Source organism: Pseudomonas sp. S36 (assembly GCF_016647875.1).
In the GTDB taxonomy this organism is placed as follows: Bacteria; Pseudomonadota; Gammaproteobacteria; order Pseudomonadales; family Pseudomonadaceae; genus Aquipseudomonas; species Aquipseudomonas parafulva.
Window position 1 is genome coordinate 17,146 of record NZ_JACVVG010000002.1, and the last position, 17,089, is coordinate 34,234.

The 17,089-nt window shown below is 61.1% G+C and carries 14 protein-coding genes and 2 tRNA genes; 1 reads left to right on the forward strand and 15 read right to left on the reverse strand.

All coding sequences use genetic code 11. The annotated features are described in order from the left end of the window. Positions 1-19 precede the first annotated feature (19 nt). The 11 genes from infB to rlmE all read right to left on the reverse strand — a co-directional run bounded on the left by infB (position 20) and on the right by rlmE (position 11,162). Positions 20-2,545: a translation initiation factor IF-2 gene (gene infB, locus IAE36_RS01140; RefSeq protein ID WP_201209771.1), complete on the reverse strand. Its 2,526-nt coding sequence runs from the start codon at positions 2,543-2,545 to the stop codon at positions 20-22. A 27-nt stretch (positions 2,546-2,572) separates the two neighbouring features. Beyond that, entirely contained in the window at positions 2,573-4,054 is a 1,482-nt protein-coding gene (gene nusA / locus IAE36_RS01145) for a transcription termination factor NusA (protein WP_060481626.1), read from the reverse strand. A 59-nt stretch (positions 4,055-4,113) separates the two neighbouring features. Continuing rightward, positions 4,114-4,572 carry a ribosome maturation factor RimP gene (rimP, locus tag IAE36_RS01150; RefSeq protein ID WP_033694237.1) on the reverse strand — a complete coding sequence of 153 codons (459 nt, stop codon included), beginning with the start codon at positions 4,570-4,572 and terminating at the stop codon, positions 4,114-4,116. 129 nt (positions 4,573-4,701) lie between these two features. Beyond that, a tRNA-Met gene (locus IAE36_RS01155) sits at positions 4,702-4,778 on the reverse strand. Between the two features lie 100 nt (positions 4,779-4,878). Beyond that, a tRNA-Leu gene (locus IAE36_RS01160) sits at positions 4,879-4,964 on the reverse strand. A gap of 18 nt (positions 4,965-4,982) precedes the next feature. Further along, positions 4,983-5,381, reverse strand: a complete 399-nt coding sequence (gene secG, locus IAE36_RS01165; RefSeq protein ID WP_201209772.1) for a preprotein translocase subunit SecG — start codon at positions 5,379-5,381, stop codon at positions 4,983-4,985. A gap of 4 nt (positions 5,382-5,385) precedes the next feature. Then, complete coding sequence (gene tpiA, locus IAE36_RS01170; protein WP_028632624.1) at positions 5,386-6,141, reverse strand: triose-phosphate isomerase; 756 nt, start codon at positions 6,139-6,141, stop codon at positions 5,386-5,388. Positions 6,142-6,206: 65 nt separating this feature from the next. Then, positions 6,207-7,547, reverse strand: a complete 1,341-nt coding sequence (gene glmM / locus IAE36_RS01175) for a phosphoglucosamine mutase (protein ID WP_201209773.1) — start codon at positions 7,545-7,547, stop codon at positions 6,207-6,209. 16 nt (positions 7,548-7,563) lie between these two features. Continuing rightward, entirely contained in the window at positions 7,564-8,415 is an 852-nt protein-coding gene (folP, locus tag IAE36_RS01180; protein WP_201209774.1) for a dihydropteroate synthase, read from the reverse strand. Between the two features lie 8 nt (positions 8,416-8,423). After that, positions 8,424-10,331 (reverse strand): ATP-dependent zinc metalloprotease FtsH, encoded by a 1,908-nt coding sequence (gene ftsH, locus IAE36_RS01185; protein ID WP_028632627.1) that lies wholly within the window; start codon positions 10,329-10,331, stop codon positions 8,424-8,426. Positions 10,332-10,535: 204 nt separating this feature from the next. After that, a complete protein-coding gene (gene rlmE / locus IAE36_RS01190) occupies positions 10,536-11,162 on the reverse strand; it encodes a 23S rRNA (uridine(2552)-2'-O)-methyltransferase RlmE (protein WP_028632628.1) in 627 nt (208 codons plus the stop codon). A gap of 102 nt (positions 11,163-11,264) precedes the next feature. Here rlmE and yhbY point away from each other — a divergent pair, with 102 nt between their 5' ends. Continuing rightward, positions 11,265-11,573 (forward strand): ribosome assembly RNA-binding protein YhbY, encoded by a 309-nt coding sequence (gene yhbY / locus IAE36_RS01195; RefSeq protein WP_028632629.1) that lies wholly within the window; start codon positions 11,265-11,267, stop codon positions 11,571-11,573. A 100-nt stretch (positions 11,574-11,673) separates the two neighbouring features. Here the strand turns inward: yhbY and IAE36_RS01200 are convergent, their stop codons facing one another. The 4 genes from IAE36_RS01200 to carA form a co-directional block, all read right to left on the reverse strand. Further along, a complete protein-coding gene (locus IAE36_RS01200; RefSeq protein ID WP_201163613.1) occupies positions 11,674-12,114 on the reverse strand; it encodes an MFS transporter in 441 nt (146 codons plus the stop codon). Further along, complete coding sequence (greA, locus tag IAE36_RS01205; RefSeq protein WP_174435883.1) at positions 12,092-12,574, reverse strand: transcription elongation factor GreA; 483 nt, start codon at positions 12,572-12,574, stop codon at positions 12,092-12,094. The genes IAE36_RS01200 and greA overlap by 23 nt, the downstream gene beginning before the upstream one ends. Further along, a complete protein-coding gene (gene carB / locus IAE36_RS01210; RefSeq protein WP_201209780.1) occupies positions 12,571-15,792 on the reverse strand; it encodes a carbamoyl-phosphate synthase large subunit in 3,222 nt (1,073 codons plus the stop codon). Before carB ends, greA begins: the two co-directional genes overlap by 4 nt. Before the next feature lie 104 nt (positions 15,793-15,896). Continuing rightward, positions 15,897-17,033, reverse strand: coding sequence for a glutamine-hydrolyzing carbamoyl-phosphate synthase small subunit (gene carA / locus IAE36_RS01215; RefSeq protein ID WP_028632633.1), 1,137 nt, complete (start codon positions 17,031-17,033; stop codon positions 15,897-15,899). Positions 17,034-17,089: the final 56 nt, after the last annotated feature.

Below are 17,089 nucleotides of genomic sequence, written 5' to 3' on the forward strand. Positions count from 1 at the left end.
GCCCGCAACGTGCCCGCCCTTAAAGGGTACGAGCCACCTGGACTTTCTCGAAGACTTCGATCTTGTCGCCGACCTTGACGTCGTTGTAGCTCTTCACGCCAATACCGCACTCCATGCCGTTACGCACTTCGGCAGCATCGTCCTTGAAGCGACGCAGCGATTCCAGCTCGCCTTCGAAGATCACAACGTCCTCGCGCAGTACGCGGATAGGGCGGTTGCGGTACACGGTACCCTCGATGACCATACAGCCAGCGATGGCGCCGAACTTCGGCGAGCGGAACACGTCACGCACTTCGGCAACGCCCAGGATATTCTCGCGAACATCGCTGCCGAGCATGCCGGTCAGGGCTTTCTTGACGTCTTCGATGATGTCGTAGATCACGTTGTAGTAACGCATATCCAGACCTTCCTGCTCGACGATCTTGCGCGCACCGGCATCGGCACGCACGTTGAAGCCGAACAGTACTGCATTCGAAGCCAGCGCCAGGTTGGCGTCGCTTTCGGTGATACCACCGACACCACCACCGATCACGCGAACCTGCACTTCGTCGTTGCCCAGGCCGCCAAGCGAGCCGTTCAACGCTTCGAGCGAACCACGCACATCGGTCTTGAGCACGATGTTGAGGGTTTTCTTCTCTTCTTGACCCATGGTCTCGAAGATGTTTTCCAGCTTGCCAGCGTGAGCGCGGGCTAGCTTGACCTCGCGGTACTTGCCTTGACGGAACATGGCAACTTCGCGGGCTTTCTTCTCGTCAGCCACCACCGACAGCTCGTCACCGGCTTCCGGGGTACCGTCCAGGCCCAGGATTTCGACCGGGATCGACGGGCCGGCTTCCTTAACAGGCTTGCCGTTCTCGTCGAGCATGGCACGCACGCGGCCATAGTTGGAGCCGCACAGCACCATGTCGCCCTGGCGCAGGGTACCGTCCTGAACCAGGATGGTGGCCACCGGGCCGCGGCCCTTGTCCAGGCGCGATTCGACGACTACACCACGACCTGGCGCGGTCGGGGTTGCGGTCAGTTCGAGGATCTCGGCCTGCAGCAGGACGGCTTCGAGCAGTTCATCGACACCAGTACCCATCTTCGCCGAAACCTTGACGAACGGAGTGTCACCACCCCAGTCCTCGGAGGTCACGCCTTCGACGGCCAGTTCGTTACGGATGCGATCGAGGTCAGCACCTGGCTTGTCGATCTTGTTCACCGCAACCACCAGCGGTACGCCAGCAGCCTTGGCGTGCTGAACGGCTTCGCGGGTCTGAGGCATCACGCCGTCGTCCGCCGCCACCACCAGGATGACGATGTCGGTGGCCTTGGCACCACGGGCACGCATCTGGGTGAACGCTGCGTGGCCCGGGGTATCGAGGAAGGTGACCATGCCGCGGTCGGTTTCCACATGGTAGGCACCGATGTGCTGGGTGATACCACCAGCTTCGCCAGCGGCAACCTTGGCACGACGGATGTAGTCGAGCAGCGAGGTCTTGCCATGGTCGACGTGACCCATGACGGTAACCACCGGCGCACGCGACTCGGACTGGCCTTCGAACTTCAGCGATTCGGCCAGGGAGTCTTCCAGGGCGGTATCGCTGACCAGGGTGACCTTGTGGCCCAGCTCTTCAGCGATCAGCTGTGCGGTTTCCTGGTCGAGCACCTGGTTGATGGTAACCGGGGTACCCATCTTGAACATGAACTTGACCACCTCAGCGCCCTTGACGGACATCTGGTTGGCCAGCTCGGAGACGGTGATGGTCTCGCCGATGGTTACGTCACGGATGACGGGGCCAGTCGGGTTCTGGAAGCCGTGCTGGTTACGCTTCTTCAGCTTGCCTTTGCCACCACGGCCACGACGAGCGCCATCGCTCTCTTCGTCGGTGGTGCGCGGCGCTGCACGCGGCGTAGGCGCCTTTTCCTTCTCTTTTACCTTGACCTTGATCGACACACGCGGCGCCTCGCCACGACGACGGTCGTCATCACGGGTACGGCTTTCGTTGCGACGGGTCTCGTCCTTCTTGCGCTCGGCAGCACGGGCTGCGGCGTCTTCGGACGCAGGGGCGTCGGCAACTGCCGGTGCAGCAGCGGCCGGTGCCGGTGCCGGTTTGGCGGCCGGTGCAGGTGCAGCGGCAGGCGCCTCAGCGGCCTGGCGGCGTGCCTGCTCCTCGTTGCGCTGACGGACTTCGGCCTCGACCTTGTCACGTGCAGCGTTTTCAGCCGCACGGCGCTCTTCCAGCTCACGCTTCTGCTCAGCCTGGATTTCTTCCGGGCTGCGCTGCACGAATACTTTCTTCTTGCGTACTTCTACGCTGATGCTCTTGCTACCGGCGACACGCAGCGTGCTGGTGGTTTTGCGCTGCAAGGTAATCTTGCGCGGCTCTTCCGCCTTGCTCTTGTGGCTGCTCTTCAAATGAGTCAGCAGGGTCTGCTTCTCATTGTCGGTCACTACCTGACCGGCGTCGGTGTGCGGCAGACCTGCCTCACGCATCTGCTGCAGCAGGCGCTCTACCGGTGCCTCGACCTCTTGGGCCAGTTCTTTCACCGTGACTTGCGTCATGCACTTCTCTCCTCAGGCCGCGCCTAATTACTCGAACCAGTGGGCTCGGGCGGCCATGATCAACTTGCCGGCACGCTCTTCGTCGATGCCGTCGATGTCGAGCAGATCGTCGATCGACTGCTCGGCCAGGTCTTCGCGGTTAACCACGCCGCGCACCGCCAGTTCCGCTGCCAGGTCCTTGTCCATGCCCTCAAGGGAGAGCAGGTCTTCAGCTGGATGTGCGTCTGCCAGTTTTTCTTCGGTAGCGATGGCCTTGGTCAACAAACGGTCCTTGGCCCGAGCGCGGAGCTCATTGACGATATCTTCGTCAAAGCCATCGATGTTGAGCATTTCTTCCAACGGTACGTAGGCAATTTCTTCGAGGCTGGTGAAGCCTTCGTCGACCAGCACTTGGGCCAGCTCCTCGTCGACTTCCAGCTCGTCAATGAAATTGCGCAGGATGTCACCGGTTTCGGCCTGCTGCTTGGCCTGGATGTCCTTCTCGGTCATCACGTTCAGGGTCCAGCCGGTCAACTGACTGGCCAGGCGAACGTTTTGACCACCACGACCAATGGCTTGGGCCAGGTTGTCTTCGGCAACGGCGATGTCCATGGCATGGGCATCTTCATCAACGATGATCGCCGCGACTTCAGCCGGCGACATGGCGTTGATGACGAACTGCGCCGGGTTATCATCCCACAGGACGATATCCACACGCTCACCACCCAGCTCCCCGGATACAGCCTGGACGCGCGACCCACGCATGCCGATACAGGCGCCTTGCGGGTCGATACGCTTGTCCTTGGAGCGGACGGCGATCTTGGCTCGCGAACCCGGATCACGGGAAGCAGCCATGACTTCAATGAGGCCTTCAGCGATTTCCGGCACTTCAATGCGGAAAAGCTCGATCAGCATCTGTGGCGCAGTACGCGACAGGATCAGCTGAGGGCCACGGTTTTCGGTGCGAATTTCCTTCAGCAGTGCACGCAGGCGCACACCGACACGGAAGGTTTCGCGGGCAATGATGTCTTCGCGGGCCAGCAGCGCCTCGGCGTTGTTGCCAAGGTCGACGATGACGTTATCGCGCGTCACCTTCTTCACGGTGCCGGAGATGATTTCGCCAACGCGCTCGCGATAGGCATCCACCACCTGGGCGCGCTCGGCCTCACGGACCTTCTGCACGATGACCTGCTTGGCGGTCTGGGCGGCGATACGGCCGAATTCGATGGACTCGATCTTTTCCTCGATCACGTCACCGACCTTGGCAGCCGGGTGAGTGTCCTTGATCTTGTCGAGCCAGGTTTCGATGGCCGGGTCGTCCAGGTCGGCTTCGTCGACCACGGTCCAGCGGCGGAACGTCTCGTAGCTACCGGTGTGGCGGTTGATTTCCACACGCAGATCCACTTCGTCTTCAAAACGTTTTTTGGTTGCGGTAGCCAGGGCCACCTCCAGCGCTTCGAAAATGACGCCGGGGGGTACACCTTTTTCGTTGGATACCGATTCAACAACCAGCAGTACTTCTTTGCTCATCGTACGCCTCGCCTTGCGCAAGCCATTAGGCCCGGATAATCCGTCGGGCCCGGCACGTCTCAGTCAAAACTGGGAATAATATTGGCCTTGTCGATCGAATCGATCGGCAAAAGGAACTCCTGGTTGTCCACCTGGACCACCACATCCTGCTCCTCCACACCACGGAGAAGGCCCTGGAAGTTACGACGACCCTCGAAGGGTGAGCGCAGCTTGATCTTCACTTGTTCGCCGGCATGCGAGGCAAACTGTTCCAGAGTGAACAGTGGGCGATCCATGCCGGGAGAAGACACCTCGAGGGTGTACTCACTGCTGATTGGATCTTCCACATCGAGGATGGCACTGGCCTGACGGCTGACCGCTTCGCAGTCATCCACCAAAATGCCGTCTTCCTTGTCGATGTAGATGCGCAGTACCGAATGCTTGCCTTGGGAAACGTACTCGATCCCCCAGCATTGATAGCCCAGACCCTCGACAACCGGGGCCAACAAGGCCTGCAACTGTTCTAGCTTGCTCGACACCTGAACCCCCTCGTGCATGCTGTGCAAATAAAAAATGGGCGAAGCGCCCATCCCTGAAAGCGCCGTTGGACAACGACGCCTGAACTGTTCGGTTAGCAAAAAGCCCCTGAAAAGGGGCTCCGCTGAAGCTGGTTGCGGGGGCTGGATTTGAACCAACGACCTTCGGGTTATGAGCCCGACGAGCTACCAAGCTGCTCCACCCCGCGACAAAGCTGGGGCGAAAGTATAAGACCTAACCCGCTTGAGGGTCAATTCCAAACCGTCGCCTACAAGAAAGCCCGCTAAAGCGGGCTCTCAAGCTTTAATTGGTACCGAGAAGGGGACTCGAACCCCTACACCCTATGGGCACAACCACCTCAAGGTTGCGTGTCTACCAATTCCACCACCTCGGCAATACTACTTGAAACCCGTTACTTCTGCTCTTCTGCCGGAGGAGGTACATCACCCGAATTCGGAGTGGCTTCGCTCTTCTGTTGTTGGAGCACCGGTACATCATCATTGATTGCCGGTTTTGGCTGCTCTTTCACTTCTAGCACTGCCGGATCTGGAAGACCTGCTTGGCTAAGCTGGTGAGCTTGTTGCTTCGCGAAGTATCCTAACCCAAGTGCTGTCAAAAAGAAAGTGGCAGCGAGTATAGCAGTTAATTTACTTAGGAAGGTGGCAGAGCCCTGACTTCCGAAGACGGTATTGGAAGCGCCGGCACCAAACGATGCACCTGCTTCCGCCCCCTTGCCCTGTTGCAACAGCACCAGCACTACGAGCGACAGCGCTGCCAACAGATGAAAAACGACGATGACTGTTTCCAGCATTTTTTCAGTTTCCTGCGGCGCGACAAATTGCACCGAATTCGTCTGCGTTCAGGGAAGCGCCACCAATGAGGCCCCCATCGATATCCGGCATGCCGAACAGTTCGGCCGCATTGGCCGCCTTCACGCTGCCGCCGTAGAGCAACTGCACCTTCGCAGCTACTTCAGCATCTTCCGCCGCCAGCTGACCGCGGATGGCGGCGTGCACATCCTGAGCCTGCTGAGGCGTGGCCGTAAGGCCAGTACCAATGGCCCATACAGGCTCATAGGCAATTACTGCATTGGCAAAAGCGGCAACACCGAAAGCTTCGATGATACTGCTTAGTTGACGCCCGACAACTTCGAGCGTTTTGCCAGCTTCGCGCTCTTCCAGGGTTTCCCCTATGCACAGCACGGGCTTCAAACCTTTGGCCTGGGCCGCTGCAAACTTGCGGTTGAGTACTTCATCACCTTCGCCCATTACTTGGCGACGCTCTGAATGACCCACCAATACCAACTTGCAACCTGCTTCAACCAGCTGTTCCGGAGCAACTTCCCCGGTCAGCGCGCCCTGTTCGGGCAGTACTGCAGAATTCTGTGCGCCGACGATAATGTGTGTACCCGCCAGGCCATCAACCACTTGGTGGATGAACAAGGCTGGCGGAAATACCGCGACTTCCACTTCGCTCGGCAGGGCGAGATTACTCAAGCCCTCGGTCAGCTCAGCGACGCTGGCGCGGGTACCGTGCATCTTCCAGTTACCAGCTACCATAGGGCGACGCATGCTTTACCTCGTCGGTCAAAGTGGGCGCAGATCTTACCCAACCAGATCCACGCTGGCAAGCGCCTTCAGGCACAAACTTCGCTGACCAATTTCGCCAGCGCCTCGGCATGCTGACGCACCTGCGCCTCGTCCTCGCCCTCGACCATCACCCGCACCAGCGGCTCGGTGCCGGACTTGCGCAACAGCACCCGCCCGCGCCCCGCCAGGGCCTCGGTGACCTGCGCAGCGGCCTCTTTTACTGCCGGGTGCTCCAGCGGGTCGACCTGGCCTGCACCGAAGCGCACGTTGATCAACACCTGAGGGCATTTGCGCAGCGCCTGACGCGCCTGGGCCAGGGTTTCGCCGCGGCGCTTGAGCGCCATCAGCACCTGCAGCGCGGCAATGATCGCATCGCCCGTGGTGGTGTAGTTGCAGCACACCACGTGGCCGGAATTCTCGCCCCCCACCAGCCACTCGCGCTCAAGCAGTTCGGCCATGACATAGCGGTCGCCGACCTTGGCCCGTACGAACGGAATGTCCAGGTCCTTGAGCGCGAGTTCCAGGCCCAGGTTGCTCATCAGCGTGCCTACCACCCCGCCCTGCAGCTTGCCGCGGTCCTGCAGGTCACGGGCAATGATGAACAGCAGCTCGTCGCCATCGACGATAGCACCGGTGTGGTCAACCATCAGCACGCGATCGCCGTCGCCGTCGAACGCGATACCCAGGTCGGCATGCCCCACCAGCACCGCAGCCTGCAGCGATTCGATGTGGGTCGAGCCACAGCCTTCGTTGATGTTCAGGCCATCGGGCTGGGCATGCAGCACGGTCACATCGGCACCCAGTTCGCGGAATACGCTGGGCGCCACCTTGTAGGTAGCCCCGTGGGCGCAATCCACCACCAGCTTGAGGCCGGCAAAGCTGGTGCTGCTGGGCACGCTGCTCTTGCAGAACTCGATGTAGCGCCCGGCGGCATCGTTGATGCGCGATACCTTGCCGAGCTTGCTCGACTCGACCACGGTCATGGGCTGGTCGAGCAGTTCCTCGATCATCAGCTCGACCTCATCGGGCAGCTTGGTGCCCTGGCCGGAGAAGAACTTGATGCCGTTGTCGTCATGCGGGTTGTGCGAAGCACTGATGACGATACCGGCCTCGGCGTGGAACGTGCGCGTGAGGTAGGCGATGGCAGGCGTTGGCATGGGGCCCAGCAGCATCACATCAGCGCCGGCGGCAGACAGCCCGGCCTCCAGCGCGGACTCGAACATGTAACCGGAAATGCGCGTGTCCTTGCCGACCAGTACACGGCAATTGCCCTGCTTGCGGAAGGCCATGCCAGCGGCCCAGCCAAGCTTCAGCATGAAGTCAGGGGTGATCGGGTATTCCCCGACGCGGCCACGAATGCCGTCGGTACCAAAGTATTTTCTGCTCATAGAAACTCCAGAATTCTTATTCGGCGCCTTGCACCGCAGCGATCATGCGCACCACATCGACGGTTTCGGCCACATCATGGACCCGGAGGATGCTTGCACCCTTGGTCATGGCCAACGCCGCCAGCGCCAGGCTGCCGTACAAGCGCTCGCCGACCGGACGCTCCAGCGTCAGGCCGATCATGCTCTTTCTCGACACACCCACCAGCAGTGGGCGGCCCAGGCGATAGAGCGCTTCCATATGTTTGAACAGGCTGAGGTTGTGCGCCAGCGTCTTGGCGAAGCCAAAGCCCGGGTCAAGGATGATTCTGCTGGCATCGATGCCAGCGGCCGCGCAGGCTGCCATGCGCTGTTCAAGGTAGCGCGCGACGTCCTCGGTCACATTGTGGTAATGGGGGTCGTCCTGCATGTTACCGGGCTCGCCGCGCATGTGCATCAGGCAAACAGGCAAGCCGGTATCGGCGGCAGCATCCAGTGCGCCATCGCGCTCCAGGGCACGCACGTCATTGATCAGCCCGGCACCAAGGCGCGCGGCTTCGCGCATCACTGCCGGGGTGGATGTATCCACTGACACCACCACGTCCAGCCGGCTGTTGATGGCCTCGACCATGGGTGCCACCCGCTCAAGCTCCTCGGTAACCGATACCGGGCGTGCACCGGGCCGGGTCGACTCACCGCCGATGTCGATCAGCGTGGCGCCGGCCGCGACCATGGCTTCAGCATGGCGCAGGGCTTCGTCACGCTGGCTGAACCGGCCGCCGTCGGAAAAGGAGTCAGGGGTGATGTTGAGGATACCCATGACATGGGTACGCGACAAATCAAGAACCCGGTTGCCGCAAGGCAACCGGGTCGGGTACTGCACTGAGCTCATAGCTGCCCTTAGTTTTGTGCCGCCGGACCACCGATTGGCGACTCGGGGCGGTCACCCTGTGGCGCTGCCGGGGTGCCCGACGTGGAGTCATCATCCCAGTCACGCGGCTCGCGCGGAGTACGGCCGGCCATGATGTCATCGATCTGCTCGGCGTCGATGGTCTCGTACTTCATCAGCGCTTCGGTCATCGCATCGAGCTTGTCGCGGTTTTCGGTCAGTATCTGCTTGGCGGTGGCGTAGCAATGATCGATGATGCTGCGCACTTCAGAGTCGATCAACTTTGCCGTTTCGCCGGAGACGCTGGCCTGCTGGCTACCTGCACTGCGGCCCAGGAACACCTCGCCCTCTTCCTCTGCATACATCAGCGGGCCCAGCTTCTCGGACAGGCCCCACTTGGTGACCATGTTCCGGGCGATCTGGCTGGCGCGCATGATGTCGTTGGACGCGCCGGTGGTAACACCGTCGAAGCCCAGGGTCATCTCTTCAGCGATACGGCCACCGTACAGGGAGCAGATCTGGCTGATGAGCGCGCGCTTGGAGAGGCTGTAGCGGTCCTCTTCCGGCAGGAACATGGTCACACCCAAGGCGCGGCCACGGGGGATGATGGACACCTTGTAAACCGGGTCGTGCTCAGGCACCAGGCGACCGACGATGGCATGACCCGCTTCGTGGTAGGCCGTGTTCTGCTTTTCTTTCTCGGACATGACCATGGTCTTGCGCTCGGCGCCCATCATGATCTTGTCTTTGGCCAGTTCGAACTCTTTCATGTCCACCAGGCGCTTGTTGGCGCGCGCGGCGAACAGCGCAGCTTCGTTGACCAGGTTGGCAAGGTCTGCACCGGAGAACCCAGGTGTACCGCGGGCAATCACGGCCGGGTTGACGTTGTCGCCAATCGGCGCCTTGCGCATGTGCACTTTGAGAATCTGTTCACGGCCACGGATATCCGGCAGGCCAACCACCACCTGGCGGTCAAAGCGGCCAGGGCGCAACAGTGCAGGGTCCAGCACATCCGGGCGGTTGGTGGCGGCAATGACGATGATGCCATCGTTCATTTCAAAGCCGTCCATCTCGACCAGCAACTGGTTGAGGGTTTGCTCACGCTCGTCGTGACCGCCGCCCATACCGGCGCCACGGTGGCGGCCGACAGCGTCGATCTCGTCGATGAAGATGATGCACGGGGCGTGCTTTTTGGCCTGCTCGAACATGTCGCGCACACGGCTGGCGCCGACACCCACGAACATCTCCACGAAGTCCGAACCGGAAATGGTGAAGAACGGTACCTTGGCTTCGCCGGCGATGGCTTTGGCCAACAGGGTTTTACCGGTACCGGGTGGGCCGACCATCAGCACGCCGCGAGGAATGCGGCCGCCAAGGCGCTGGAACTTGCCCGGGTCACGCAGGAATTCGACCAGCTCGCCGACCTCTTCCTTGGCCTCGTCGCAACCCGCGACGTCAGCCAGGGTGGTCTTGACCTGGTCTTCGGACAGCAGGCGTGCCTTGCTTTTGCCGAAGCTCATGGGGCCGCCCTTGCCGCCCGCACCGCCTTGCATCTGGCGCATGAAGAACATGAACACGGCAATGATGACCAGGATCGGGAAGCTGGCAACCAGCAATTGCGTCCAGATGCTCTGCTGCTCAGGCTGTTTGCCTTCGACAGTGACGTGGTTGTCGACCAGGTCGCCGATCAGGCCATTGTCGGTAATGGCCGGGCGCACGGTCTTGAAGCTGTCGCCGTCGGAGCGCTTGCCGGTGATGATGTAGCCGTCGACGGTCACTCGCTCGACCTTGCCATCCTTGACCTGCTGGATGAAGTCGGAATAGTTGAGGGTCTGCGGCTCGTTAGGGCTTGAGAAGTTGTTCATCACCGTCACAAGGACGGCTGCGATGATCAACCAGAGGATCAGATTCTTTGCCATGTCGTTCAATTCGCTACCCTCTGAGGCCGGCGCACGACGCAGCCGTGCCTCGCATGATATTCATCGCCCTAACTTACTACATTACCTACGCAACCGCAGGCACCGTCTGTAACCCTTTGTGAAATCCAGACTACACGAAGTTCGGACGATCCTGACGCAGTGGCCGATTGGAATTAACTATCGGCCACCCCGCTTCAAACCTTGTCATGCTCCTTTGAAACCCTTGCCCAGCAAGTACTGTTCGCGCGAGCGGTCCCGCGACGACGACGGCTTGCGCATCTGCACCTTGTCGAACTTGCTGCGCACGTCCTTGAGGTACACGTCGAAGCCCTCACCCTGGAAGATCTTGATCAGGAAGTCCCCACCGGGCTTGAGCACGCGGGTCGCCAGATCCAGGGCCAGCTCGCAGAGGAACATGGCACGTGGCATGTCCACTTCGGGCGTACCACTCATATTGGGGGCCATATCGGAAATCACAAGGTCCACGTGCGAATCGCCGACGGCCTCGAGAATGCGCTGCAAGACTTCATCGTCGGTAAAATCGCCGTGAATGAAGGTGACATCGGGGATGGAGTCCATTTCCAGGATGTCAGAGGCGATCAACCGGCCCTGGCCACCAATCAGACGACTGGTCACCTGCGACCAGCCACCCGGGGCGGCCCCCAGGTCGATTACGCTCATGCCAGGGCGGATCAGCCGGTCCTTTTCCTGGATCTCGAGCAGTTTGTAACTGGCCCGCGAACGGTAGCCATCCTTTTGCGCCTGTTTGACGAAAGGGTCGTTGAAATGTTCGCGCAGCCAGTTGGCGCTGCTTTTGGAACGTTGTACCACGGGGCACCTCGATGATATGCGTCGTGATTGACTGGGCGGAGCCGGGGGCCCTCGGGTAAAATGCCTGTCAATTTTACAGAATCAGACGGAAAGGGTCAGATTATGCCGCTCAATAACGAGCAGAAGAAGCAATACAAGTCCATTGGTCATGACCTGAAGCCGGTCCTGATCGTTGCTGGCAACGGTTTGAATGAAGGCGTGGTAGCCGAACTTGAGCGCGCGCTGGTCGACCATGAGCTGATCAAGGTCGAGATTCGTTCGGAAGACCGCGAAGAACGCGCCGAAACCATCGCCGCGCTGTGCAAGGCCGGCCGTGCCGAACTGGTGCAGACCATCGGCAAGAAAGCCCTGATCTACCGCAAGAACCCACAGCCGAACAAGCAGCTGTCCAACATCCACCGTTACAAGTAACGGCAAGGTTGCTTGTGGGAACAAGCGTCTTCCCAACGCGTTGGCGCTTCGCGCATCGCCGGCGAGCCGGCCCCCACAAAAGCCCGGCAGCGGGCTGCGCCTAGCGGCGCGGCCTGACCGGAACGGGCTGGGCCACCAGCACGATGCCGGAAAAACCCAATACCAGAAAACAGAACATCTGCCAGCGCTCGCCCACCGAGATGCCGTAGCGCAGGGTGTAGTACCCCACGCACGCCCCCAGGCCGAGCAACAGCATCTGGCCCCGGAACTGCCGCCACCAGGCCGGCAGGCCGTCCACCCTCGCCAGCACCGCCAGCTGGGTCAACAAGCCTAGCAACGCCACCCCGATCAACCAACGGTCGATCTGGCCGGCGATATCCTGCACCAGCAGAGGCGCCAGGCCACTGACCTTCAGCGCAGGCACCAGCCCTACATGAAACACCCACAGGCCGCCAACCCAGAACACCTGGGCCAGCTGCCAGAGGATCCCCTCCAGGGATGGCGCCCGCAGGCGCCGGTCAGATGTGCTGGACTTCGACAATCTCGTACTCGACCGTGCCGCTTGGCGTCTTGATGACGACGACGTCGCCTTCTTCCTTGCCGATGATGGCCTTGGCGATCGGGGCGCCGCTCGAGAGCTTGCCCTGTTTCACGTCAGCTTCATCTTCACCGACGATCTGGTACTTCACTCGCTCGTCGGTCTCGGTGTTGGCCAGCTCGACGGTAGTGCCGAAGATGACTTTGCCGGTGTGCGGGATGGTCTTCACGTCGATGATGACCGCGTTCTGCAGGCGGCCTTCGATATCGCGGATACGCGCTTCAACCATGCCCTGCTCTTCGCGCGCGGCATGGTATTCGGCGTTTTCCTTCAGGTCGCCCAGCTCGCGCGCTTCACCAATGGCCTGGCTCAGGCGCGGGCGCTCGGTCTTGCTCAGAAACAGATGTTCCTCTTCCAGGGCACGTGCGCCCTGGACGGTCATCGGGTACTTGATAATGCTCATGCTTTCATTCCTGCATGCAGATCCTGCAAGCGACGAACGGTCTTTTCCGGACCGAATTTCAGCGCTTCACAGATGGCTTCACCGGCCGCAATGGTCGTGGTGCAGTAAATTTTGTGCTGCAGCGCATTGCGACGAATCGAGTAGGAATCGGCGATCGACTGCCGGCCTTCGGTGGTGTTGATGATCAGCGACACCTCGTCGTTCTTGATCATGTCGACCACGTGCGGGCGACCTTCGGTTACCTTGTTCACGCGGCGCACTTTAAGGCCCGCCGCTTCAATAACCTTGGCAGTACCCGCCGTTGCAACCACTTCGAAGCCCAGGGCGATCAGGTCGCGGGCAACGCCAGCCACCTGTGGCTTGTCGTCGTCACGCACGCTGATGAACGCGGTACCACCGGTCGGCAGCACTTCGCTGGCACCCATCTGGGCTTTGGCGAACGCTTCACCGAAGGTATCACCAACACCCATGACCTCACCGGTCGATTTCATCTCAGGGCCGAGGATCGGGTCAACCCCCGGGAACTTGGCGAACGGGAAGACGGCTTCCTTGACGCTGTAGAAGTTCGGGATGATTTCCTGAGTGAAGCCCAGCTCCTTCAAGGTTTTGCCGGCCATGACGCGGGCCGCGATCATGGCCAGGGAAGTGCCGATGCACTTGGACACGAACGGCACGGTACGCGAGGCGCGCGGGTTGACTTCGATCACGTAGATCTTGTCGCCCTGCAGGGCCAGCTGCACGTTCATCAGGCCGACAACACCCAGCTCAAGGGCCATCTTGGCAACCTGTACGCGAACTTCGTCCTGCACTTCCTTGCTCAGCGAATAAGGTGGCAGCGAGCACGCCGAGTCACCGGAGTGAACGCCGGCCTGTTCGATGTGCTGCATGATGGCGCCTATGACAACGTCGGTGCCGTCGCACACGGCATCCACATCCATCTCGATGGCGCAGTTGAGGAAGTGGTCCAGCAGTACCGGGCTGTCGTTCGACACCTGCACCGCTTCACGCAGGTAGCGCTTGAGCTCGTCCAGTTCGTAGACGATCTCCATGGCGCGACCACCCAGTACGTAGGACGGGCGCACCACCAGTGGATAACCGATGCTGCCAGCTGCGCTGATGGCCTCTTCTTCGCTGCGCACGGTCGCGTTTGGCGGCTGCAGCAGGTTCAGGCGCTGAACCATCTGCTGGAAGCGCTCACGGTCTTCGGCGCGGTCGATGGCGTCAGGGCTGGTACCGATGATCGGTACGCCGGCCTCTTCCAGGGCGCGGGCCAGTTTCAGCGGGGTCTGGCCACCGTAGTGGACGATCACGCCTTTCGGTTTCTCGACGCGGCATACTTCCAGCACGTCTTCCAGGGTGAGCGGCTCGAAGTACAGGCGGTCCGAGGTGTCGTAGTCGGTGGAGACGGTTTCCGGGTTGCAGTTGACCATGATGGTCTCGTACCCGTCTTCGCGCAGCGCCAGTGCCGCGTGCACACAGCAGTAGTCGAACTCGATACCCTGGCCGATACGGTTAGGGCCGCCACCCAGAATCATGATCTTGTCGCGGGTCGACGGGTTGGCCTCGCACTCTTCCTCATAGGTGGAGTACAGGTAGGCGGTGTCGGTGGCGAACTCGGCGGCGCAGGTGTCGACGCGCTTGTACACCGGGAACACTTCCAGCTTGTGGCGGTGACGGCGCAGGTTCTTGTCGGTGATGCCCAGCAGCTTGGCCAGGCGCTGGTCCGAGAAGCCTTTGCGCTTGAGGCGCAGCATCAGGTTCTTGTCGATCGACGACAGGGCAAGGGTCTTGACCTTCTCTTCTTCCTTGATCAGATCTTCCATCTGCACCAGGAACCACATGTCGATGCCGGTCAGGGCAAAGATTTCTTCGCAGGTCATGCCCGAACGCATAGCGTCAGCCACGTACCAGATACGCTCGGCGCCCGGCACGGTCAGTTCGCGCTTGAGGATACCGGCAGCTTCCGGGCTGGCCAGGTCGACTTTCGGGTCCAGACCGCAGGCACCGACTTCCAGGCCGCGCAGGGCTTTCTGCAGGGACTCCTGGAAGGTACGGCCGATGGCCATGACTTCACCCACGGACTTCATCTGGGTGGTCAGGCGGGCGTCGGCTTTCGGGAATTTCTCGAAGGCGAAGCGTGGCAGCTTGGTGACAACGTAGTCGATCGACGGCTCGAAGGACGCCGGGGTGCGGCCGCCGGTGATGTCGTTCTGCAGCTCATCAAGGGTGTAGCCGATGGCCAGCTTGGCAGCGATCTTGGCGATCGGGAAGCCGGTAGCCTTGGAGGCCAGCGCCGACGAACGGGAAACCCGCGGGTTCATCTCGATGACGACCATGCGGCCGGTGTTCGGGCAGATACCGAACTGGACGTTGGAACCGCCGGTTTCCACACCGATCTCACGCAACACCGCCAGCGAGGCGTTGCGCATGATCTGGTATTCCTTGTCGGTGAGGGTCTGCGCCGGGGCTACGGTAATCGAGTCACCGGTGTGCACGCCCATCGGGTCGAAGTTCTCGATCGAGCAGACGATGATGCAGTTGTCCTTCTTGTCGCGGACCACCTCCATCTCGTATTCCTTCCAGCCGATCAGCGATTCGTCGATCAGCAGTTCCTTGGTTGGCGACAGGTCCAGACCACGGGTGCAGATTTCTTCGAACTCTTCACGGTTGTAGGCAATGCCGCCACCGGTGCCGCCCATGGTGAACGAGGGGCGAATGATGCAAGGGAAGCCCAGCTTCTCCAGCACCGCGTTGGCCTCTTCCATGCTGTGGGCGATGCCCGAGCGCGGGCACTCCAGGCCGATGTCTTTCATGGCCTTGTCGAAGCGCGAGCGGTCTTCGGCCTTGTCGATGGTGTCAGCGTTGGCACCGATCATTTCCACGCCGAACTTTTCCAGCACGCCGTGGCGCTCCAGGTCCAGGGCGCAGTTCAGTGCGGTCTGGCCACCCATGGTCGGCAATACCGCGTCCGGGCGTTCCTTCTCGATGATCTTGGCCACCGACTGCCACTTGATCGGCTCGATGTAGGTGGCGTCGGCCATGGCCGGGTCGGTCATGATGGTGGCGGGGTTGGAGTTCACCAGGATGACGCGGAAACCCTCTTCGCGCAGGGCTTTACACGCCTGGGCGCCGGAGTAGTCGAATTCGCAGGCCTGGCCGATCACGATCGGGCCAGCGCCGAGAATCAGGATGCTTTTGATGTCTGTACGTTTTGGCATGGTGGTCACTCAAATCCGGGGTCAGTCGGCAAGCCGCTTTGAACAATCTGGGTCAGGCGCTGCCGGGCGCAGCAGAGCGGGCCCGGGGCCTTGAAGCAGGATGCTCAGCGGCGCTTGGCCATGGCATCGGTGAAACGATCGAACAGTGGCGCGACATCGGTCGGGCCCGGGCTTGCCTCAGGGTGGCCCTGGAAGCTGAACGCGCTCTTGTCGGTGCGCTCGATACCCTGCAGGGTACCGTCGAACAGCGACTTGTGGATGGCGCGCACATTGCCGGGCAAGGTCGCTTCGTCAACGGCAAAGCCATGGTTCTGGCTGGTGATCATGACCACGCCGGTATCCAGGTCCTGGACCGGGTGGTTGGCACCGTGGTGGCCATGGCCCATCTTCACGGTCTTGGCGCCGGAGGCCAGGGCCAGCAGCTGGTGGCCCAGGCAGATGCCGAAGACCGGGATGTCGGTTTCAAGGATTTCCTTGATGGCCTGGATGGCGTAGTCGCAAGGCTCGGGGTCGCCAGGGCCGTTGGACAGGAACACGCCATCGGGGTTGAGCGCCAGCACTTCGCTGGCCGGGGTCTGGGCCGGCACCACGGTGACGCGGCAGCCACGGGCAACCAGCATGCGCAGGATGTTCAGCTTGACGCCGTAGTCGAAGGCCACCACGTGGTACGGCAGGTCGGCAGCGTCAAGGGTGGGGTGGCTGTCGGTTTTCAGTTCCCACACGCTGGAGCGCCACTCGTAGCGTTCCTTGGTAGAAACGACCTTCGCCAGGTCCATGCCCTTGAGGCCTGGGAAACCACGCGCGGCGGCGATGGCGGCTTCTTCGCTGATGTCGTCACCGGCCAGGATGCAGCCGTTCTGGGCGCCCTTCTCACGCAGGATACGGGTAAGGCGACGGGTGTCGATGCCGGCGATGGCTACCACATTGTTGGCCTTGAGGTACTCCGGCAGCGACTGGGTGTTGCGCCAGTTGCTGGCCAGCAGCGGCAGGTCACGGATGACCAGGCCGGCGGACCATACACGGTTCGACTCGGCGTCTTCCGGGGTGGTACCGGTGTTGCCGATGTGCGGGTAGGTCAGGGTGACGATTTGCTGCGCATAGGAAGGGTCTGTAAGGATTTCCTGGTAGCCGGTCATAGCGGTGTTGAAAACCACTTCACCAACGGTCTGACCGTCGGCACCGATTGCCTCACCGCGAAAAATACTGCCGTCGGCAAGGGCGAGTATGGCTGGCTTTGTCAAGAAGACCTCCCGTAAATCAAGCATGAAGGGGCGATCGCAGGTTGCAAAAAAGCGGA